General features: G+C 64.4%; 20 protein-coding genes. 5 read left to right on the forward strand and 15 right to left on the reverse strand.

What is annotated here, in order from left to right:
• The first annotated feature begins 28 nt into the window (after positions 1-28).
• A complete protein-coding gene (locus MKZ91_RS16370; RefSeq protein ID WP_336172090.1) occupies positions 29-952 on the forward strand; it encodes an alpha/beta hydrolase in 924 nt (307 codons plus the stop codon).
• Positions 953-1014: 62 nt separating this feature from the next.
• Here the strand turns inward: MKZ91_RS16370 and msrA are convergent, their stop codons facing one another.
• A complete protein-coding gene (gene msrA, locus MKZ91_RS16375) occupies positions 1015-1734 on the reverse strand; it encodes a peptide-methionine (S)-S-oxide reductase MsrA (protein WP_442892296.1) in 720 nt (239 codons plus the stop codon).
• A 155-nt stretch (positions 1735-1889) separates the two neighbouring features.
• Between msrA and MKZ91_RS16380 the strand changes: the two genes are divergently transcribed.
• A complete protein-coding gene (locus MKZ91_RS16380) occupies positions 1890-2291 on the forward strand; it encodes an ACT domain-containing protein (RefSeq protein ID WP_336172243.1) in 402 nt (133 codons plus the stop codon).
• Positions 2292-2312: 21 nt separating this feature from the next.
• Here the strand turns inward: MKZ91_RS16380 and MKZ91_RS16385 are convergent, their stop codons facing one another.
• From MKZ91_RS16385 to MKZ91_RS16415, 7 genes are all read right to left on the reverse strand, one after another.
• Entirely contained in the window at positions 2313-2732 is a 420-nt protein-coding gene (locus tag MKZ91_RS16385) for a GFA family protein (protein WP_336172091.1), read from the reverse strand.
• Positions 2733-2903: 171 nt separating this feature from the next.
• A complete protein-coding gene (locus MKZ91_RS16390; protein WP_336172092.1) occupies positions 2904-4502 on the reverse strand; it encodes an MFS transporter in 1599 nt (532 codons plus the stop codon).
• The gene (locus MKZ91_RS16395) at positions 4495-4959 is read right to left on the reverse strand and encodes an SRPBCC domain-containing protein (RefSeq protein WP_336172093.1); all 465 of its coding nucleotides are present in this window, start codon (positions 4957-4959) and stop codon (positions 4495-4497) included. The genes MKZ91_RS16390 and MKZ91_RS16395 overlap by 8 nt, the downstream gene beginning before the upstream one ends.
• A gap of 176 nt (positions 4960-5135) precedes the next feature.
• Complete coding sequence (locus MKZ91_RS16400) at positions 5136-5705, reverse strand: TetR/AcrR family transcriptional regulator (protein ID WP_336172094.1); 570 nt, start codon at positions 5703-5705, stop codon at positions 5136-5138.
• Complete coding sequence (locus MKZ91_RS16405) at positions 5702-6196, reverse strand: HPP family protein (RefSeq protein WP_336172096.1); 495 nt, start codon at positions 6194-6196, stop codon at positions 5702-5704. Before MKZ91_RS16405 ends, MKZ91_RS16400 begins: the two co-directional genes overlap by 4 nt.
• A gap of 118 nt (positions 6197-6314) precedes the next feature.
• Positions 6315-8309, reverse strand: a complete 1995-nt coding sequence (locus MKZ91_RS16410; RefSeq protein WP_336172098.1) for a CocE/NonD family hydrolase — start codon at positions 8307-8309, stop codon at positions 6315-6317.
• A 54-nt stretch (positions 8310-8363) separates the two neighbouring features.
• On the reverse strand, positions 8364-9968 hold the full coding sequence (locus MKZ91_RS16415; RefSeq protein ID WP_336172099.1) for an ABC transporter substrate-binding protein: 1605 nt from the start codon (positions 9966-9968) through the stop codon (positions 8364-8366).
• Positions 9969-10172: 204 nt separating this feature from the next.
• Here MKZ91_RS16415 and MKZ91_RS16420 point away from each other — a divergent pair, with 204 nt between their 5' ends.
• Both MKZ91_RS16420 and MKZ91_RS16425 read left to right on the forward strand, forming a co-directional pair.
• Positions 10173-10958, forward strand: a complete 786-nt coding sequence (locus MKZ91_RS16420; RefSeq protein WP_442892305.1) for a helix-turn-helix domain-containing protein — start codon at positions 10173-10175, stop codon at positions 10956-10958.
• 59 nt (positions 10959-11017) lie between these two features.
• Positions 11018-11359: a hypothetical protein gene (locus MKZ91_RS16425; protein ID WP_336172101.1), complete on the forward strand. Its 342-nt coding sequence runs from the start codon at positions 11018-11020 to the stop codon at positions 11357-11359.
• Positions 11360-11388: 29 nt separating this feature from the next.
• On the opposite strand, the gene MKZ91_RS16430 is transcribed toward MKZ91_RS16425, so the two are convergent.
• The gene (locus MKZ91_RS16430) at positions 11389-12081 is read right to left on the reverse strand and encodes a LuxR C-terminal-related transcriptional regulator (protein ID WP_336172102.1); all 693 of its coding nucleotides are present in this window, start codon (positions 12079-12081) and stop codon (positions 11389-11391) included.
• A gap of 171 nt (positions 12082-12252) precedes the next feature.
• Between MKZ91_RS16430 and MKZ91_RS16435 the strand changes: the two genes are divergently transcribed.
• Positions 12253-12510 (forward strand): DUF1127 domain-containing protein, encoded by a 258-nt coding sequence (locus tag MKZ91_RS16435; protein ID WP_336172104.1) that lies wholly within the window; start codon positions 12253-12255, stop codon positions 12508-12510.
• A gap of 134 nt (positions 12511-12644) precedes the next feature.
• Here MKZ91_RS16435 and MKZ91_RS16440 read toward each other — a convergent pair whose 3' ends face one another.
• The 6 genes from MKZ91_RS16440 to MKZ91_RS16465 all read right to left on the reverse strand — a co-directional run bounded on the left by MKZ91_RS16440 (position 12645) and on the right by MKZ91_RS16465 (position 21019).
• Positions 12645-14276 (reverse strand): ABC transporter ATP-binding protein, encoded by a 1632-nt coding sequence (locus MKZ91_RS16440; protein WP_336172106.1) that lies wholly within the window; start codon positions 14274-14276, stop codon positions 12645-12647.
• On the reverse strand, positions 14269-15096 hold the full coding sequence (locus MKZ91_RS16445) for an ABC transporter permease (protein ID WP_336172108.1): 828 nt from the start codon (positions 15094-15096) through the stop codon (positions 14269-14271). Before MKZ91_RS16445 ends, MKZ91_RS16440 begins: the two co-directional genes overlap by 8 nt.
• Entirely contained in the window at positions 15093-16205 is a 1113-nt protein-coding gene (locus tag MKZ91_RS16450; protein ID WP_336172110.1) for an ABC transporter permease, read from the reverse strand. Before MKZ91_RS16450 ends, MKZ91_RS16445 begins: the two co-directional genes overlap by 4 nt.
• Entirely contained in the window at positions 16205-17794 is a 1590-nt protein-coding gene (locus MKZ91_RS16455; protein WP_336172111.1) for an ABC transporter substrate-binding protein, read from the reverse strand. Before MKZ91_RS16455 ends, MKZ91_RS16450 begins: the two co-directional genes overlap by 1 nt.
• A 385-nt stretch (positions 17795-18179) precedes the next feature.
• Entirely contained in the window at positions 18180-18962 is a 783-nt protein-coding gene (locus tag MKZ91_RS16460) for a carnitinyl-CoA dehydratase (protein WP_336172113.1), read from the reverse strand.
• Positions 18962-21019 carry an acetate--CoA ligase family protein gene (locus MKZ91_RS16465; RefSeq protein WP_336172114.1) on the reverse strand — a complete coding sequence of 686 codons (2058 nt, stop codon included), beginning with the start codon at positions 21017-21019 and terminating at the stop codon, positions 18962-18964. The genes MKZ91_RS16460 and MKZ91_RS16465 overlap by 1 nt, the downstream gene beginning before the upstream one ends.
• Positions 21020-21026: the final 7 nt, after the last annotated feature.

Consider the following 21026-nt stretch of genomic DNA (forward strand, 5'->3'; position numbering starts at 1 on the left):
AGCGGAGCGGAGCAGCGGGAGGATTGACGTGGACCAGATGACCAAGCGGCCGATGCCAACGGAAGAGGGGATACTTGCCTTTCACCGCCGCTGCGAGGACTTCTATCCCGCCGATGCGGTCGATGCCTCGATCGAGCAGCAGCGAAAATGGTACGACGCGCTCTGCGCCGAATTCGATGTGCCGAGCCCGGTCGGGCTTAGCCGCGAGGATAGTCTTGTCGACGGCCGCATCAAGGTCCGGCGCTATTGGCCGGCGACGGTTTCGACAGACACGCGCATCTACTACATCCACGGCGGCGGATTCGTCGTCGGTTCTCTTGATAGCCACGACGCGATCTGCGCCGAGCTTGCGGATTTCGCTCAGGCTGAGCTGGTCTCGGTCGATTACCGGCTGGCGCCCGAGCACGTCTGGCCCGCGGCCTTCGACGATTGTTATGCGGTGCTTCAGGCACTTCTGTCCGATGGTCGTCCCGTTGTCGTTACCGGCGACAGCGCCGGCGGCAATCTCACGGCCGGCATCGTGCTCAAGGCCCGGGCGGAAGGGCTTTCCGGCATCGTCGGCCAGGTGCTCATTTATCCCGGTCTCGGCGGCGACCTTGTCTCGGGTTCCTATGCCGAGATGGCCGAGGCGCCGGGGCTGACAACCGCTGATGTCGGCTATTATCGAGAGATTCTGAAAGCGCCGATGGGCAATCCATTCGCCGCACCGCTGGCGGAAACGGATCTTTCCGGCCTGCCGCCGAGCTACATCACCGGCGCCTTCTTCGATCCCTTGCGCGATGACGCCCGCATTTACGCGGCGCGGTTGGCTGCGGCTGGGGTCAACATCACCTTCCGCGAGGAGCCGCAGATGATCCATGCCTGGCTCAGGGCGCGGCATATGAGCGAGGGCGCGCGCGAAGGGTTTCAGCGGCTGGCGGAAGGCGTGGCGGTTATCGTCGGAACGCGCTGAGGCCCGGCTTGGCGCAACGCGATCGCGTCGCAAACCGATGCGCAGCTGTCCTTCGAATTGCGTCAGCTCTTCGCCTTGAACACCAGCACCGGATTTGCCCTGAACGCTGCCGGGAACAGCGCTCGAAGGTTCTCGATCTTCGGCAGGTCGTTGTAGACGATGTAGGGGTGCGTCGGGTTTCGAGTCAGAAAGTCCTGATGATAGTCCTCGGCGGCGTAGAAGCCCTTGAACGGCGACACCTGCGTGACGATCGCAGCCGGAAAGGCGCGCGATTTACTGAGCTGCGCGATATAGGCGTCGGCGACCTTCTTCTGCTCGTTCGTAACCGCAAAGAGCGCCGAGCGGTACTGGGTGCCGTGGTCCGGCCCCTGGTAGTTGAGCTGGGTCGGGTTGTGGGCGACGGAGAAGAAGACCTGCAGCAGCTGCCCGTAGGTCACCTCGCGCGGATCGTAGGTCACCTCAACCGATTCCGCATGGCCGGTCTTGCCGCCGCTCACCGTTTCGTAATCGGCGGTCGCCGCAGTGCCACCGGCATAACCCGAGACGGCCTTCTTCACGCCTTTGACATGCTGGAAGACGCCCTGGACGCCCCAGAAGCAGCCGCCGGCAAAGACGGCGATCTCCGTCGACCCGGATGCCCTTTCGTCGAGCGAGGGCGGCGGGATGACAACGGCCGGTTCCTGAGCGCTGGTAGCCGACGCCGTTGCCAGCATGGCGGCGAGGGCGGCGACCGAGATGATGAGGGTTTTGCCCAGGGAATATGCCGGCTTGCCTTGTACCATGGTTTCCTCCCGCCGCCGGCGTTCCACGCCGGATTGTCGATCACCTCATGTTTTCATGGGAATGACAACGGTCAAATCGCGATCGCGTGCTTCACGCCAACGTGACGATCCGCTAGGACTTCAGACAAGTGCAGTACGAAGCGATGGGACAGGACATGGCCGGCGAAACGGATCTCGCGAAACTCCTGGCGGCGATGAACCCGGTTCTGTTTCCGCAGACCTACGTTTATTGCACCGTCTCCTACCGCGACGCGCCGCGCTACCAGATGCTGGAACCGCTCGCCACCTATCGCGAGGATGAGGGGCTGACGCTGGTGCTTGCCCGCGATGCCGCCGACGAGGCGGGACTTGACTATGGCCCGCTGCTGCGGCGTATCACGCTCAGCGTGCATTCGGCGCTCGAGGCCATCGGTCTGACGGCGGCGGTGTCGGCAGCGCTGACGCGCGAGGGCATCAGCGCCAATGTGATCGCGGCCTATTATCACGACCATGTCTTCGTGCCGGAGGCCGATGCCGAGCGGGCGCTTTCAGCCCTGCGCGCGCTGACGGTCGCCTGATTTCCCGGGGGCGGGCGGCGCCTACATGAAGCGCGTGTCTTCCGGCGGATTGAAATGGGCGTCGGCCCGGCCGTTCTCGTAGATGATGGGGGCTTCGGCCAGTTCCGCGTCGCTGACGCCATCGAGGCAGGCGACGTTGACGGCGTAGAAGTGGCCGATGAAGTCCTTGTGGTAGCCGCGCGTGAAAGGCCTGACGCCGCAACGGCTGCAGAAATAATGATCGACGTCGCCGACGATCCAGCTGGAATTGTCGGCGCGATAGCTCGTCAGCCTGTCTTGTCCCGCGGTGATTTCGAATTCCTCGCGCAGCGCAAAGGCCTTCTGCATGCGCGTCTTGGCGCAGAAGGAACAATTGCAGCGGCGGATGCCCTCGGCAAGATCGAGCTGGCACTCGAAGGTGACGGCGCCGCAGTGGCAGCTGCCGCGATAGAGCTTCTTCATCGGTTTCCTCCCTTTGGTCTGCTCGCGTCTCATCGATCGTCGGCCAATGAGCCGGCGCTCGATGAGAGGTGGTGATGTTGCCGTTTCCACTCCGGCGTCTGGCGCCAGTTGCTCATGGGCGATGACGCGGTTGCCGTCGGAAAACCGCCTCTCAGTTTTCCAGGGACGGCCTTAGCCGGCCGTTCCAGTCGGCGCCGGCTGATCGACGACGGCCGGGGCGCTGCCGTCACTATCGTCGCTCGCCTTGCGCAGAAGCAGGAAGGCGATGACGGCCGTCAGCAACGACAAGAAGACGCAGATCGTCGCCGTGAAGGTGAAGGACTGGGTGAAGACGTCGCGCGCCGCGGTCAGCAGCCGCTCGGCTTCGGCTGGTGGCAGCTCGGCGGCGATGGCAACAGCGCCGCCGAGTGTCTGGCGTGCCGCCTCGATCCTTTCTTCCGGCAGGCCGCTCATCGTCAGCTCATCCATGCGGGCGCGATAGGCTGCCGTCAGCAGGCTGCCGAGGACGGCAATGCCGAGCGCGCCGCCGAACTCGAAGCTGGTCTCCGAAATGGCGGAGGCTGCACCGGCGCGCTCCGGCGGGGCCGAGCCGACGATCAGGTCTGTGGTCAGCGTGCCGACCGGGGCAAAACCGAGGCAGAGCACCACGAGCCCGGTGGTGACGAGCAGAGGACTGCTCGTCGTGCCGACCTGGGTGCAGATGGCAAAGCCGATCGCCGTCAGCACGAAGCCCGCTGCAATCAGGTTGGAGGCGGCAAAACGGGTGGCGAGCATCGGCACCGTCATCGAGGCGACGACCATCGCCACACCCGTCGGCACCGACCAGAGCCCAGCGACGAAGGGCGAAAGGCCGAGCACCAGCTGCAGATATTGCGCCACGAACAGGAAGGCGCCGAAGCCGACGAACAGGCCGAGGATGTTGACGCCAAGTGCGGCGCTGAAGGCAGGCTTCCTGAAGAGCGACAGGTCGATCAGCGGGTCGGCGAGACGGAGCTGGCGACGGGCAAAGAGGATTGCGACGACGATGCCGGCGAGGATGAAGATAAGCGCGCTCATGTCCAGCCCGTCCTCGGCGATGCGCTTCATGCCGTAGATCACCGACAGGACGGCCGCAATCGACTGGGCGGCGCTGATGAGGTCAAGCCGGCCAGCATCGGGATCGCGGAACTCGGGCAGCAGGATCGGGCCGAGGATGAGGATCAGCACCATGACCGGCACGGCCAGCAGGAACACCGAGCCCCACCAGAACTGCGACAGCATCAGCCCGCCGACCACAGGGCCGATGGCGCCGCCGGCCGAGAAACTGGCGATCCAGACGCCGATCGCAAAGGTGCGCTGCCGGTCGTCGAGGAACATGTTGCGGATGAGCGAGAGGGTGGAGGGCGCAAGTGTTGCGGCTGCGATGCCAAGGATGGCGCGCGCAAGGATCAGCGTCTCGGCATTCCAGGCGAAGGCGGCGAAGATCGAGGCGATGCCGAAGGCGACCGAGCCGATCATGAGGAGGCGCCGGCGGCCGATGCGGTCACCGAGCGTGCCCATGGTGATCAAGGAGCCCGCGACCATGAAGCCGTAAACGTCGATGATCCACAGAAGCTGGGATGCAGACGGTTTGAGCTCTTCGGCAAGTTGCGGCACCGCAAGGTTCAGCACCGTCAGGTCCATGGAGTAAAGCATGCAGGGCAGGGCCAGCACGGCAAGCCCGATCCATTCGCGCCGGGTCGCCTTCGGGCCAGGCGCATGCGCATTCTCGACGTTAGCAATCTCAGACATGTTCGACATAATCCCCGAGCCGGTCGAGGCACTCGCCCCAGCCTTCCTGGTGCGAGTCGCGCTCTTCGACGGTCTCGAACGGTGTTTGATGGAAGGTTAGCCGCGTCCTGCCGCCGATGTCGGCGAAGGAGACGGTGACCAGCGTGTCGGTGCCGGGCTCGCCCTCTTCGTCCCAGGCAAAGGTGAAGACCAGCCGTTCCGGCTCGCGCACCTCGCGGTAGACGCCCCCCATCCAGTAGTCGCGTCCTTCCGGCGAGCGGATGCAGGCGCGCCAGGCGCCGCCGGGGCGAAAGTCCATGGAGAGCGAATGGGGGGTGAAGTCCTTTGGCCCCCACCAGCGCAACGCATGCTCGGGCGTCGACCAGACCTTGAAGACAAGGCTCACCGGCGCGTCGAAATCGCGGACGATTTCCAGGCTGATATCCTTGCGCGTCGCGTTTGCTGTCGCCGCTTGCATCAATGCCTCCTCCTCCGGGCGCCCCAATGCGCCCAGTCTTTAACCTGAAAGTTATTTAACTTGCCGGTTAATATCTGCGGCCGACGGGTTCTGTCAAGGCGCACCCGGGGCCTCGACCTGATTTTTGTCAGTCTGGCAGGATAAGGGCGAGGGGGCGGCAGCGCCTTCCGGGCGCGTTATCCGGCTGGCGCGTTCAGGCAGCGCGCCCGGAGGCGGGAAAGCACCCGGCCGAAGGCGCCGGGGTCGTCAAGGCTGCGCGCCAGGATCAGCGCGCCCTGGATGCCGCCGACGACTTCTTCGGCAAGCGCGGTCGACTCCAACTCCGGGGCGCCGGCGCGGACGAGCGTCGCGGCCAGATCGGTGCGCCAGCCGGTGAAATAGCCGTTGATCTCGCGGGCGAAACGGTCGTGGGCGCCGCTGGCGGCGATCACGCCCATCAGGCAGAGCCTGCGGCCCTGGCGGAAGTAGCTGTCGACGCCCGAAAACATCGCCTCCAGCGCCTCATCCGGGTCTTCAGAACTGCGCAGGATGTCGAAGATGTGGGTGCGGAACCAGGCGTCGATATCGGCAAGCACGGCCTCGGCCATCTCCTCCTTTCCGCGAGGGAAGAAGTGGTAGAGGCTGCCTTTGCCGAGGCCCGTCTTTTCGGTGATCAGGCTGAGGCTGGTGCCGTCATAGCCGTGTTCGCGAAAGATCTCCGCGAGCATGGCGACAACGTCCTTACGTTCAGCGACATGGCGGCTCATGCGGGCTTCCTCACGAGCGGATATTCGACTTTGGCGAAGCGATGGAAAAGTGCGCCGACCGCGACAAGCACCAGTGAGCCGGTCAGCACGGGGAAGAGCAGGAACTCAAAGCCCGGATCGGTGGCAAAGACGACGAGCGGATCAGCCCCCGCCGGCGGATGGGTGACGCGCAGCGCTGCCATCAGCGCGATGGCGGCCCCGACGGCGATTGCTGCCGCCCACCATTCGTTGGGAAACACCATCCGCAGCAGGAGGCCGACGAGGGTGGCTATGAAATGGCCGCCGACGACATTGGCCGGCTGTGAAAGCGGGCTTGCCGCGACCGAGAAGATCAGCACGCAGCTTGCCCCGAACGGCGCCATCAGCATCGGATGGCCGGCAAGATTGGTGAGCGCGCCGAGGGTGGCGATGGCGACAAGGCCGCCGGTGCCGGCCATGAGGCCGCGGGCGATATGAACGGGAGGCTGGTGACGCGAGAAGAAATGGCGCATGATTGTACCAATCAGTAAACTCTTTACCGATTGGTACAATGGCTCAATGATGAAGTCAAGAGAGCGCTGCCGGACCGGGCGTGGCCGTGGCCAACGGCTCGCCCGCTCCTGGCATGCCTCACATGAAGTCGCGGGGAACGCGCTTCCTGAAGTGCTTTTCGAAAATCCGTGTTTCGCCTTCATAGGCGGCGACTTCGGCCTCGGTGACCCACTCGCCTGCTGTGCAGCGCAAAGTCGCGGTGGAGACCGTGCGTACGGACCAGCCCTCGCGCCTGGCGATGCAGGTCCAGGTCGAGGTGCCGATCATCGACAGCGGATCGTCAGGTGCGATCGACCAGGTTTCGTCTCGGATGTCCTGGGTGGCAAGTCCGGTATCTGGATGCTCGGAAAGACCGGTGTCCTCGTAGATCCGATAGTGGGTCATGCCGTGGGTCATGTCGCGCTCGACGGTGCGGCTGGTGCTGCCGCGCTTCAGTTCCCGGTACTTCGGCAGCGGATCGGGGTTTTCCGGCTCGGGTACTGCGATCTCGCGGTGGGCGCCAAGCTGCGGCAGGGCGAGCGACAGGCTTGATGTGTCGATCGAAAGGCCCGGATCGGTCGGCTGCGGCAGGATCAGCGGCCAGTAGGACGTAGACAGCGACACGCGGATGCGGTTTCCCGCGCGGAAGCGATAGCCGCAGGCGTCGAGCACAAGGGCGACGCGCGTCTTGCGGCCGGGCTCCATTGCCTTCGGGCTGGCATTGCCATCGCGATGCGAAAGGTTGAGCACGCCGAAGGCGACGCGGGTGGCGGTACCATCAGGGTGAACGTCGACAAGACGGACGGCGAGATTGGCGTTTGGCGCCTGGCAGGTGACGTCGACCGTCAGCACCGGCTGGCCAAGATAGTCGGCGGGTGCAAGCAGTGGCGCCGTTTCGAAGACGAGCGAGCCGGCATCGTCGATGCGCTGGTCGCCGGCCATTTCGGCGTCGGGCTTCAGTGTGAAATACTCGCCGGACGCCGTGCCGGTATCGAGCGGCGACTTCAGGTAAATCTCGCCGATACCGGTGCCGCCGGCCGAAGGTGTCAGCCGTCCGTCATGGGAAATGCCGAAAAGCTGCATTTCCGGTGAGGTCCATGCGTCCTTTGCCACCCAGCGGCCGGGATCGCTGTCGCGCCGAAGCGACGGGCGCGGGCCGTCGAGAATATAGGCGCGCACCTGCGGGCCTTCCTCCGCGCCGTTCTTCTCGTCGCGCAGCCAGCGGTTCCACCAGCGGATGGCCTCGCCGTGAAAATCGGCGCGGGGCTTGGGGAAGGCGAAGTGGGGATATTTGTGCACCCAGGGGCCGATCATCGCCTTTGCCTTGCCGCCGAGGCCCTCGACGGCCTTCAGGGGCGTGTTGCGGTAACCGTCGGCCCAGCCGGCAATGACGAGCGCGGGGACGTCGAAGCCTTCGAAATCCTCGGCGATCGATCCATGCTGCCAGAAGGCGTCGCGGCGCTGGTGCTCGAGCCACTCCTCCATGAAATAGGGCTCGTTTTCCAGCCGCTCCATCCACATCGCCTTCCAGCGATCGCCGACGATATCGGGATCCGGCGAGCGCGACTGGTAGGCCAGCATGGTCGCCGCCCAGGAGAGCTGGGCGGAGAGGTGGCAGCCGTTCTTGTAGTGGATGTCGTCGTTGTAGCGGTCGACCGTCGAGGCGATCGAGATGACGGCTTTCAGCGCCGGCGGCTTCAAGGCCGCGACCTGCAGGCAGTTGAAGCCGCCCCAGGAGATGCCCATCATGCCGACCTTGCCGTTCGACCAGGGCTGGGCAGCGATCCACTCGATGATCTCGCAGCCGTCGGAGAGTTCGCGCGGCGTGTATTCGCCGTCGATGACGCCCTCGCTTTCGCCGGAGCCTCTGATGTCGACGCGCACGCCGGCAATGCCGGCGGCCGCAAAGACCGGGTAGGTGGATTCGTCGCGCAGGCTGGTGCCGCCCTGCTTGCGGTAGGGCAGGTATTCGAGCACGGCCGGCACCGGCTCGATGTTGGCTCCGTCCGGCATCCAGATGCGGGCGGCAAGCTGAGTGCCGTCCTTCAGCCGGATCCATTCGTTCTCGATCAGGGTGAATTCTCGTTCGGACATGTCGTTTTACGCTCTATCTCTTTGCTTTTGCAACGCTATGCACGGCTGCCGGTATCAGTTGTCGAACCAGACGCGGCTGCCGACATAGCCGTTGGAGAGATCGTTGCCGATGTCGTCGACGAAGCCCTTGAGCGAGGCCGAGGCCGCGTTCACGTAGTCGTTGAAGACTGGCAGGATCAGGCCGCCTTCGTCGCGCACCGTCATTGCCATGGTGTGGTACATCTCCTTGCGCTTGGCATCGTCGAGCTCGGAGCGCGCCTGAAGCAAGAGCTTGTCGAAGTCCTCGCGCTTGAAGCGCGTGTCGTTCCACTCGGCGGTCGAGAGATACGACGTCGAATAGCGCGAATCCTGCGTCGGGCGGCCGCCCCAATAGGAGGCGCAGAAGGGCTGCACGTTCCAGACATTGGTCCAGTAGCCGTCCTCCGGCTCGCGGCGCACCTCGAGTTCGATGCCCGCCTTCTTGGCGCTTTCCTGGAAGAGCACGGCGGCGTCGGCCGCACCCGGGAAGGCGGCGTCGGACGTGCGCAAGAGGATCGGCCGGTCGTGACCGGACTTCTTGTAGTGGAAGGCGGCCTTGTCAGGATCATAGGCGCGCTGCTCGATGCCATCAGGGGCCAGGGCATAGTTGCCGTTGACCGGATAGTCGTTGCCGAGCGTGCCGAAGCCGCCGAGCACCCGATCGAGGATCGCCTGGCGGTCGACGGCGTATTTCAGCGCCAGCCTCAGGTCGTTGTTGTCGAAGGGGGCGGTGTCGCAATGCATCAGGAAGCTGTAGAAGCCCTTGCCGGCGGTCCTGAGGATCTCGACGCGCGGCGCCCGCTTCAGGAGCGGCACGGTCTTCGGGTCGATGTTGTTGATGAAATGCACCTGGCCGGAGGAGAGGGCTGCGATGCGCGCCGTCGTGTCGTTCATGACGATGATCTCGACATTGTCGACGAAGCCGCGGTCGGAGCGCCAGTCGTCGGCGTTCTTTTCGAAGGTGGCACGCAGGCCCGCTTCGTAACCCGCAAGCTTGTAGGGGCCGGTGCCGATGGGGGAGGCGGGATTGTCGACACCGCCCTTCGGCTGGATGATCAGGTGATAGTCGGTCAGAAGCAGCGGCAGGTCGGCATTACCCTCGGTCAAGGTGAGCACGAGCGCGCCGCCCTTTTCCTCGATGGTCTTGATCGAGCGCATCAGCCCGAGCGCGCCGGACTTCGAGCCTTCGTCCGCATGGCGCTTCAGGGTGGCGACGACGTCGGCGACGGTGAGCTTGCTGCCGTCGTGGAAGCTGACATCGCTGCGGATCTTGAAGGTCCACTCGGATGCGTCCGCTGAAGGCTCCCAGGATTCGGCAAGTGCGGGAAGCGGCGCGCCGGTCTTCGGGTCGGACTCGACCAGCGTGTCGCCCCAGAGATGACCGATGACGAACAGGACCGAGCCGCTATAGGTGGCCGGGTCGAGCGAATCGGTGGTGGCGCCGCCCTTGAGACCGAGCTTCAGATGGCCGCCGCGCTTCGGTTCTTGAGCCCGCGCGTCGCTTGCCGCAAGCGTGCCGCCGAGGCCGGCGGCCAAGCCAAGCGCCGCAGTACCGGCCAGGAAGCCGCGTCGGCTGATGCCTGCCGGGCCACTGTTCGCGGGGACAAGCAGGCCGTCGGGGCGCTTCGTGAATTCGGTCATTTCTAGGTTTCCCTCTGGTGCGATGTTTATCGGGAAAACCTAGCGGCTGCATAGGCACGCACAATTTCGCGACTTGACGCTTTTTTACGCGATTTTACGCTACCTCAATGGATGCGGTCCGCGGCGACCGGGAGTTGTTCCGGTTTCAGCATTTCAGCAGGCGGCGGCATCATCGGCGTGTTCGGGGAAGAAGCATTGCAGGACATCGAAATCTTTGCCGCCAACCTCAGATTCGCCTGCGCGACCAGGCGGTCGATCTCGCAGATCTGCCGCGAGATCGGCATCAACAGGCAGCAGTTCAACCGCTATATCGGCGGCGAGGCCAAGCCTTCGGCGCACAATGTCGCGCGTATCGCCCGCTTTTTCGGGCTTGCGGCGGAAGATTTCGCACTGCCGGCGAAACAATTCGAGGCGCGAATGACGCGGCCGGACCGCGACCGCTCGGATGCGGGGCTGTTGCTCGAAGGTTTTCCCGGCGATGTCGCGGGGCTCAGGCGCCATATCGGCTACTACCAAACCTACCACGTGTCGCTTTCATGGCCGGGGCTGGTCGTCTGCTCCTCGGCCAGGATCTACGAGGAGGGAGGCTCGTTTCGGGTGAAATCGATCGAGCGCATCCGCGATCCCGTCAACGAAATCCAGCAGTTCTCGAAATATGTCGGCCTCGTCACCTTCTGGCGAAACCGCATCTTCGTTACCGAACGCAGCATCGGGCGCGAGCCGATGCTGGCGCAGACGATCCTCTTGCCGTTCGAGGTGCATCAGCGCGTTTACCTGCGCGGCACCACCATGGGGGTCTCCTGGCGCAAGGAGAACCTGCCTTACGCATCCCGGATGATCTGGCGTTCGCTCGGGCCCCAGCCGGATCTGCGCCAGATGCTTTCGCGCTGTGGCGTGCTTTCCTTCGGCTCGCGGCAGATGCCGCAGACGGTGCGCAATTTTCTCGAAACGCCTGATGCCGAGCCGCTGACGGTTCCGGGCGAATATTGAGGCGGGGTCTCGGTCGTGCGATAGATTTGCGGGCGGGGGGACGGACGTAGGAGGGGATCATGAAATCTGCATCAGTAGCTATTGCCTGTCTTTGCATGGCATTCGACATAGCTGAGGTGAGGGCCGAGGAGACACGCGTGCCGATCCCGTCCTGCGCGCTTTCCGGTGCCACCAGCGTGATGATCGGCGGCCAACCGGCGCTTCGGCTTTCCGATGTCGCCAACTGCCCGCCGGAGCTTTACGAGGTGGTGCCGAGCATCATGATCGAGGGCCAGCCGGTCGTGCATTTTCGCGCCGGCAGCGGCGCCAAGGGGGATTGTTCGGCCAAGGGCGAGGCGACGGTGACGTTCGAGGGCGAGGCGGCTCAACGTGTGGGCGACGTCGACTGCCGCCAGCAGTGACGGCACCGCCAGTCGCGGCGGTTGCGACATCAGCGGATTGAGCGATTTTTGAGAACCGCGTCCCAGCGCCGAAAAGCTCCCCCGAGAGCAAGGCATTCGGCAAGTGCGTTGACGACGCTTTCGGTCAGGCTGTCCTGCAACGCGAGCAGATCGTCCTGCGGCCGGTCATAGCGTTCGCTCCACAGGGTGAGGCCCGAACTCGTGTCCGAGAGCTGGATCGTCAACCGGACCTGTCGGTCGTCAGCGCGTATCTGCCCAGTCACCGCATGGGTGGCGCCGGCGGCCCGAACGTGGTCGTCGAAGTTCTCCGGCCGGCTGCCAAGCAGTTTCATCGTCTGGAAGGCGATAACGGGCAGGTCCGCATAGCGGGCGAGGTCGACGCAGATATCAGACGACAGTCCATCGGCAAAGCGGTGCCAGCGCTGCTCCTCGTTCAGGCTTTCGATGGGGAACAGGGCCAGGACCGGTGGCCCTTGCTCCGCGGCAGTGCCCGCCGGCAGCGTTTCGTCTGGCGTTCCGAACATATGGGCGAGCTCGATCTTGCTGCGAACGCCGAGCTTGCCATAGATCGCCGCGAGGTGGCTACGCACCGTCGACGGCGCGATGCACAGCGCCTCTCCGATCTGGCGATAGGTGAGGCCAGCAGCAAAGCGTTCGGCGACCGCCCGCTCACGGGCCGACAGGACCGCAGGCGCGAAGCGACGCGTCAGGATGCGGGTCATGCCTGCCTCCGTGTCGTTTCACCGGTTCGGTTCTGCTGCGGCTCCTGCAAAATACTACAAATGCTGGAGGCAAAACACCGCACATGTGCGATGGCGGCATAGTCCTATGAGGTTAGAGTTTCGGCTGGCATCCAAAGCCCGGTAAGGCCCCAGCAAAAGATGAGGACGACCATGAGCAAGCTTCTGTCAGGCATGTCCGAATTCTACCACGCCGTATCCGATGACGTAGAGCACACGGCTGAGCCCGGTGAAGGCCGCGTCTCCCGGTGGTTTCACCCAAGACGCCTCTTTGCCATGTGGGACGATCGCCAGCACTATCGCGACCAGCTTGCCCATATGGCCACCGACGCGCCGGAACTGATCGACGACATCGGCCTGACGGAGAAACAGGTCGACAAGGAAGTCCACAAGCATTTCTGGGAGCATTGACGACGGCGCAGTTGCTCGCCGTGTCGTGACGCGGTGGGTTTGATAATCCGTTGTTGCCAGGCATCGGGGGCAGGAAAGCCGACCGCCGCAGCGGCGATCGGCTTTCCTTCATGCCCGTCCATCGAGCGCCTGCCTCAGTTGCCGGCGCTTTCCATGCGTCGGGTCTGTAGCACCCGTTCGAGCCAGCCGATCTCCATTTCCGGAACCGACTTCAGCAGCAGGTCGGTATAGTCGTCGAAGGGCGGTGACAGCACCTTCGACTTCGGCCCGAAGCGCACGAGGCGGCCGCGATGCATGACCGCGACGCTGTCGGCGATCGCCCGCACGATGGCGATGTCGTGGGTGATAAACACATAGGAAACAGCGGTTTCTTCCTGAAGCTTCAAAAGCAGATTCAGGATGCCTTCGGCCACCAAGGGATCAAGGGCTGAGGTCGGCTCGTCACAGAGGATCAGCTCGGGCTTGGCTGCGAGTGCCCGGGCGATCGCCACCCGCTGCTTCTGCCCGCCGGAAAGTTCGGCCGGATAGCGATCGAGGAAGCGGCTGCCCATCTCGATCTGGTCGAGCAGTTCCTTGATCCGCTCCGTCTTCTTCTGGCCGTGCATGCCGAAGTAGAAGGAGAGCGGTCGGCCGACGATCTCGCGCACCGTCTGGCGCGGGTTCATCGCCGTATCGGCCATCTGGTAGATCATCTGGATGCGGCGGAGCTCGTCATTGCTGCGGCCCTTCAAGGCCCGCGGCAGTTCCTTGCCCTCAAACGAGATGCGTCCCTCGGTCGGCGGAAGCAGGCCGGTGATGACGCGGGCAAGGGTTGACTTGCCCGAGCCGCTTTCGCCGACGATCGCCAGCGTCTGGCCCTTCGGCAGGTGCATCGAGACATCGTGCAGCACCTTGAAGCCGTTGGCATAGCCGGCGCTGACATGCTCGATCTTCAGCTGCGTCCCGGTCTGGTCGGCCGCCTCGTTGCGCTTGGTCTGGCGGACGCTGACAAGTGCACGGGTGTAATCCTCCCGCGGCGCCTCGATGATCTGCTGCGTAGCGCCGTATTCCACGGTCTTGCCGTGGCGCAGCACCATGATGTCGTCGGAGATCTGGGCGACGACGGCGAGATCATGGGTGATGTAGAGCGCTGCCGTATGCGTCTCCTCGATCGCGTGCTTGATCGCGGCAAGCACGTCGATCTGGGTCGTCACGTCGAGCGCGGTCGTCGGCTCGTCGAAGACGATCAGCTCGGGGTTGGGGCAGAGCGCCATGGCGGTCATGGCGCGCTGAAGCTGGCCGCCGGAGACCTGATGCGGGTAGCGCTCGCCGAAGGTTTCCGGATTGGGCAGGCCCAGCACCCGGAAGAGATAGAGCGCCCGCTTCTTTGCCTCGTCACGGCTCATGATGCCGTGGCGAAGCGACGCCTCGATCACCTGGTCACCGAGCCGGTGCGCCGGGTTGAAGGCGGCGGCCGCCGATTGCGCGACGTAGCAGACGCGGGCGCCGCGGATCGAGCGGATGCCGTTCCGGTCGAGCGTCAGGATATCCTTGCCGTCGAGCAGGACCTGACCGCCGGTGATGCGCACGCCGCCGCGGCCGTAAGCGAGCGCCGAAAGCCCGATCGTCGACTTGCCGGCGCCGGACTCGCCGATGAGGCCGAGCACCTTGCCCTTCTGAACGTCGAAGGACACGCCCTCGACGAGGGTGACGACCTTGGGCGGTTCGCCCGGCGGGTAGCTGGTCGCTTCGATCTTGAGGTTCTTGACGGAGAGCATCTCAGGCATCGCCGCGTCCTCCCTTGAGGCTGGAGGTTCTCTTCATCAGCCAGTCGACCACGAGGTTGACGCAGATCGCGAGCGTCGCGATCGCGGCCCCCGGGATCAGCGCTGCCGAGATGCCGAAGATGATGCCGTCCTTGTTGTCCTTGACCATGCCGCCCCAGTCGGCTGACGGCGGCTGGATGCCGAGGCCGAGGAAGGAGAGGGTGGAGAGGAACAGGATCGAGAAGGCGAAGCGCAGGCCGAATTCGGCCAAGAGCGGCGACAGCGTGTTCGGCAGGATCTCGCGGAAGATGATCCAGAGCGATCCTTCGCCGCGCAGCCGAGCCGCTTCGACGAACTCCATGACCGCGACATCGAGCGCCACGGCGCGGCCGATGCGGAAGACGCGGGTACTGTCGAGCACCGCCATCACCAGGATCAGGATCCACAGATGCTGCGGCAGAACGGCAAGCACGACGAGGGCGAAAATCAGCGTCGGGATCGCCATCATCAGGTCGTTGAAGCGGGAGAAAAGCTGATCGGTGAAGCCGCCGACGACGGCGGCCGTGAAGCTCAAGAGCATGCCCAGCGAAAAGGAGAGCACGGTTGCCGCCAGCGCCACGAAGATGGTGGTGCGGGCGCCATAGACCAGACGCGACAGCAGGTCGCGGCCGAGATTGTCGGTGCCGAGCAGGAAGTCGCCACCGGCCGGAAGCCAGATGTCGCCGACGACGTCGCGTTCCCCGAAGGGAGCGATGACGGGGGCGAAGACGGCGCAGAAGATCGCAATCGCAATGCCGGCGATGCCGATCCAGGCGCTCAAGGGGATGGATCTCAGGTTCATCGCGGATGCCTCAGTCTCGGGTTGGCGATGATCGCGAGAATGTCGGCCGCCATGTTGAGGAAGATGTAGAAGGCGGCAAAGATCAGGCCGCAGGCCTGAACGACCGGCATGTCGCGCACGGTCACCGCATCCACCATGTATTGGCCCATGCCGGGATAGACGAACACCACTTCGACGACGACGACGCCGACGACGAGATAGGCAAGGTTCAGCGCGATGACGTTGATAACCGGTGCCACCGCGTTGGGAGCCGCATGGCGCGCGATGATGCGGAACATGCTGAGGCCCTTCAGCTCCGCCGTCTCGACATAGGCCGACGACATGACGTTGAGGATCGCCGCCCTTGTCATGCGCATCATGTGGGCGAGCACGACGAGAACCAGCGTTGCGACCGGAAGGGCGATCGCCGAGAGCCGTTCGGTGAAACTCATGCTGTCATAGACGGTCGCGGGGAAGGTCGCGATGCCGTATTTGACCGCGAAGAACATGATCAGCAGGTAGCCGACGAAGAATTCCGGCAGAGAAATCGCCGCGAGCGAGACGACGTTGATGATTTTGTCGGGCAGCCGGTTGCGGAACTGCACCGCCAGCATGCCGAGGCCGACGGCGAGCGGCACGGAGACCAGCGCCGCGAAGAAGGCGAGGAACAGCGAGTTGCCGAGGCGCTTGCTGATCTGTTCGCCGACCGAATTCTTGCTGGCCCAGGAGGTGCCGAAATCGCCTTGAACGGCGCCGCCGAGCCAGGAGAGGTAACGTTCGGTCCAGGGCTTGTCGAGGCCGAGATCCTTGCGGATGTTTTCAACTGCCTGCGGCGTTGCCGACTGGCCGAGATAGGTGGTGGCGAAGTCGCCCGGCAGCGCCTCGATGCCGCCAAAGATCATCAGCGACACGGCAAAGAGAAGCCCGACGCTTAAGCCGAGGCGCTGCAGGATCAGCGCCGCGAGAGGGCGGCGGAAGGTGAAGCGCCGCCAGAAGGTGCCGCCGATCTGGCCATCGGAAGCAGGGTTGGGTTTTGCTGGTACTCCGGAAAGTTCGGCAGACCGCGGGTGTGTTGCACCCGCGGTTCCATCCGTCGGAACCGGACCAGTGAGCGGTCCGCTTTCCATCATCATGCGTCCAGCCAGACCCGGGTCGCGACGTAGCCGTTCGACATGTCGTTGCCGATATCGTGCACGTAGCCCTTCACCTGCTTGGTGGAGGCGTTCACGAAGTCGTTGAACATCGGCAGGATCAGGCCGCCTTCGTCGCGCACCATCATCGCCATGGTGCGGTACATGTCCTTGCGCTTGGCTTCGTCGAGCTCGGCGCGGGCCTCGAGCAGGATCTTGTCGAAGTCCGGGCGCAGGAAGCGGGTGTCGTTCCAGTCGGCGCCGGAGTGGTAGGCCGTCGAGTACATCTGGTCCTGGGTCGGGCGGCCGCCCCAGTAGGAGGTGGAGAAGGGCTGGACGTTCCACACATTGGTCCAGTAACCGTCGCCGGGCTCGCGCTTGACCTCGATCTCGATGCCCGCCTTCTTGGCACTCTCCTGGTAGAGAACGGCCGCATCGACGGCACCGGGGAAGGCGACGTCGGAGGTGCGCAGAAGCACCGGACCGCTGTGGCCGGACTTCTTGTAGTGGAAGGCCGCCTTGTCCGGGTCATAGGCACGCTGCTCGATACCCTCGGGGAAGAGAGCATAGGTGTCGTTGATCGGAAAGTCGTTGCCGACCTTGCCGAAGCCGCCGAGGATGCGCTGGACCATGGTCTCGCGGTCCATCGCATATTTCAGCGCCATGCGCAGGTCGTTGTTGTCGAAGGGCGCTGTGTTGCAATGCATGATGAACACGTAGTGGCCACGGCCGGACGTGTTCAGGATCTCGACCGTTGGGGCCTTCTTCAGAAGGTTGACGGTCTTCGGATCGACGCGGTTGATGTAGTGCACCTGGCCCGAGGACAGCGCTGCGATGCGGGCGGTCGCATCGTTCATGGCGATCAGTTCGACCGAATCGACATAACCGCGGTCGGTGCGCCAGTCGTCGGCATTGCGCTCGAAGGTGGCGCGAACGCCGGCCTCGAAGCTCGTCACCTTGAAGGGGCCGGTGCCGATCATGGCGTCGGGCGCGTCGATGCCGCCGCCCGGCTGGATGATGAGGTGATAGTCGGTCAGAAGCAGCGGCAGGTCGGCATTGCCTTCCGTCAGCGTGAGCACCAGCTTGTCGCCGTCGGCCTTGATTTCCTTGATCGACTTCATCACGCCGAGCGCGCCGGATTCCGACTTCTCGTCGGTGTGGCGCTGCAGCGTCTTGATGACGTCATCGAGGGTCAGCTCCTTGCCGTCATGGAACTTCACGCCCTTGCGGATGGTGAAGGTCCAGGTCGAGGCGTCCGCCGACGGCTCCCAGGATTCGGCCAATGCCGGCACCGGCGCGCCTGTGGTCGGGTGGCTTTCGACCAGCATGTCGCCCCAGTTGCGGCCGACGACGAACATGAATTGCGAGAGGGCTTTCGCCGGGTCCTTGGAGTCGGTCGCGGCCGCACCTTCAAGGCCGAGTTTCAGATGGCCGCCGCGCTTCGGCTCCTGGGCCTGAGCGCTGGTGGCAAACAGCGTGCCTGCCGTCGAGGCGAGAATACCGGCTGCAGCCGCGCGGCCTAAGAACTCGCGGCGGTTCATCTTGCCGAGCATGACCTGTCGTGTGAGGTAATCCTTGTAATCGCTCATTCCCCTGTTCCCTTCTGTGTCGGCATTCGCCGTTCGTTGTGGTTGTTAGAGATTGCTGCGTGCAGCCATTGTATCGATGGCTTCGGACTGGGCCGGACGGCCTCTTTCTGTTCTTCCGGGTGTCGTGTCTCCTTCCTTGGAACCGGGGCGTCCTTCGTTCAGATCGATAAGCGTAATCGCTGGAACTCTTCTTGTAACGCCCTAAATTACAATTTATTTCCATAAGCTAGGCTTATGTATGCGTGTTTTATGGCGCGCAGCGTTGCCCGCGCGTCTCGTCACGTCCCGATGCCGGTCGTCCGGCTCTGTTGCCTGCGCCGCCAAGGGTTGGCGGGTGTTCATCAAGGCGGGGTGCGGGCGGAAAACCGCGCGCTCTTGTCCCGCTCTAGCGACCCTTCCACACGGGATCGCGTTTCTCGGCGAAGGCGCGCGCGCCCTCCAGCTGGTCTTCGCTCGAATAGAGGATGTCGACGGTCTTGAACTGCCGCTGGGTGATCTTGTTCATGGTCGTCTGGAAGGCCTCGCCCTCGGCGGCGCGCACCACTTCCTTGATCGCGGCATAGACCAGCGGCGGGCCGCTTTCGAGCAGGCGGGCGAGCTCCCAGGCGCGCTCCATCAGCTTGTTTGCCGGCAGGATCTCGTTGACGAAGCCCCAGCGGTGCGCCTCCTGTACGTCGAGCCAGCGACCGGTCAAGAGCATGTCCATGGCGATGTGATAGGGGATGCGCTTCGGCAGCTTGATCGAGGCGGCGTCGGCGACGGTGCCGGAGCGGATTTCGGGCAGGGCGAAGGTGGCGTGTTCGGCCGCCAGAATGAGGTCCGTCGAAAGCGCGATTTCGAGGCCGCCGCCGCAGCAGATGCCGTTGACCGCGGCGATGATCGGCTTGTTGAGGTCGCGCAATTCCTGCATGCCGCCAAAACCGCCGACGCCATAGTCGCCGTCGACCGCGTCACCGTCGGCAGCGGCCTTCAGGTCCCATCCCGGACAGAAGAATTTTTCGCCGGCGCCGGTGATGATCGCGACACGCAAGCTGTCGTCGTCGCGGAAGTCGCGGAAGATCTCGCCCATCACCCGGCTGGTCTTCAGGTCGATGGCATTGGCCTTCGGCCGGTCGATCGTGACTTCGAGAATGCCGCCTTCGCGGCGGGTGAGGATCGGTCCGGTCATCAGTTCCTCCGGCGGATGAGGGCGTCTGCGGCAACGGCTCCTTGGCCCTGCGGCAACACCATCAAGGGATTGATATCGAGTTCTTCGATTTTCGAAGCGTTTGCAACGACATAGGATGCCGCTGCGGCGACAGCCTCGGTCAATGCGCCGAAATCAGCAGGCGAACCGCCGCGATAGCCATCGAGCAGCTTGCGGATCTTCAGTCCGCCGATCGCCTCACGGATCGCTTCCGGTGTCGTCGGCAGCGTCAGGATGGCGGAATCATCGATCAGTTCCACCAGGATGCCGCCGGCGCCAATGGTCAGAACCGGGCCGGCGACGGGATCACGCATCGCGCCGATGATCAGTTCGGCGACCGGTTTGGCCACCATCTTTTCGACGAGATAGCCCGAGGCGACACCGGCCATGGCTTTCGCCGCCGCCAGGACGTCTTCGCTGCTCGCAAGGTTGAGTTTGACTGCCCCGGCCTCGGTCTTGTGGGCAACGCCGAGACCCTTGAGCACGACCGGGAAACCGAGCGCCTCTGCCGCAGCGGCGGCCTCTTCGGCGGTTGTGGCGGTCTTGCCTTTCGGCACGGTCAGGCCTGCGGCGGCAAGCTCCACCTTGGCCTCATGTTCGCTGAGCGTGATGGGTTCGCCGGCGGCGCTGCTGCCGCCGTCGAGCAAGCGAGGCGAGGCGGCCTTGGCCCAGGCTGCGCCGATATCGGCGGCCGTCTCGATCGCTGCCAGGGCCTCCTCGATGCCGAAGAAGGGCACGACACCGGCCTTCATCAGGAAGAGGGCGGTTGCCTCCGGCATGTTTTCGCCAAGGCTTGCGACGATGCCGGCGCGGGCGTCGGTCGCCCGTGCCGCATCGATCACCGCATGGCAGGTGGTTTCCCAGTCGGCCGGGTCGCAGCGGTCGAGGCGGGGGAAATCGAGCACGAGCAGATTGATCGCGTAGCCGCCCTTCATCATGGCGGTAAATGCGGTGGTCTGCTTCTCGCGGTTGCCCCAGACGAAGGTGTGGTAGTCGAGCGGGTTGGCGATCGTCACCATCTCGCCAAGCGCGTCCTTCAGCGGCTTCTTCTGTTCGTCGCGTAAGGGTCGGTAGTTCACCCGATAGCGCTCGCCGGCATCCGCCATCAGCGAGGCCTCGCCGCCGGAGCAGCTCATCGAGGAGATGTCGCGGCTAGCGAGCGGGCCTGCCACATGCAGGAGCTTCAGCGTTTCGAGAAGCGCCGGCAGCGTATCGACCCGGCCGATTCCGAGGCGGGCAAGCAGCGCCGAGGAGACACGGTCGTTGCCGGCAAGCGACGCGGTGTGTGACACGGTCGCCAGCTGCGCGGCCTCCGACTTGCCGACTTTCAGCGTGACGACCGGCTTGCCGAGTTCGCGTGCCCGCGTCGCCAGCCGCTCGAGGGCGGCTGCGCTGTCGAAGCCTTCGATATGCAGGCCGACGGCGGAGACGCGCGGGTCTTCGAGCACGGCGCAGGCGATGTCGGACAGACCCGTCTGGGCCTGGTTGCCGGCGGTCATGATGTAGGCGAGCGGCAGGCCGCGCGTCTGCATCGAGATGTTGCAGGCGATGTTGGAGGATTGGGTGAGGATGGCAACGCCCTTTTCCACGCGCAGCATGCCGTGCTGGTCCGGCCAGAGCAGGGCGCCATCGAGCATGTTGATGAAGCCATAGCAATTGGGCCCGACGATCGGCATGTCGCCGGCAGCCGCGACCAGCGACTCCTGCATGTCGTTGCCGTCGTCAAGCTCGCTTGCCGCCTCGCGGAAACCCGAGGCGTAGCAGACCGCACCGCCCGCACCACGCGAGGCGAGATCACGGATGATGTCGATCGTCAGCTGCCGGTTGACGCCAACGAAGGAGGCATCCGGCGCTGCGGGCAGTTCGGTGACGGAGCGGTAGCACTTGCGACCGAAGATCTCGGCCTCGCGCGGGTGCACCGGCCAGATCTCGCCGGTAAAACCCATCTTGTCGCATTGTTCGATGACGCGCCGGGCTTCCTTGCCGCCGAAGACGGCGATGGAGCGCGGGCGGATCAGGCGGTCGAGGGAGCGGGTCATCGGCCGA

Source organism: Ensifer sp. MJa1, assembly GCF_037026475.1.
In the GTDB taxonomy this organism is placed as follows: Bacteria; Pseudomonadota; Alphaproteobacteria; order Rhizobiales; family Rhizobiaceae; genus Ensifer.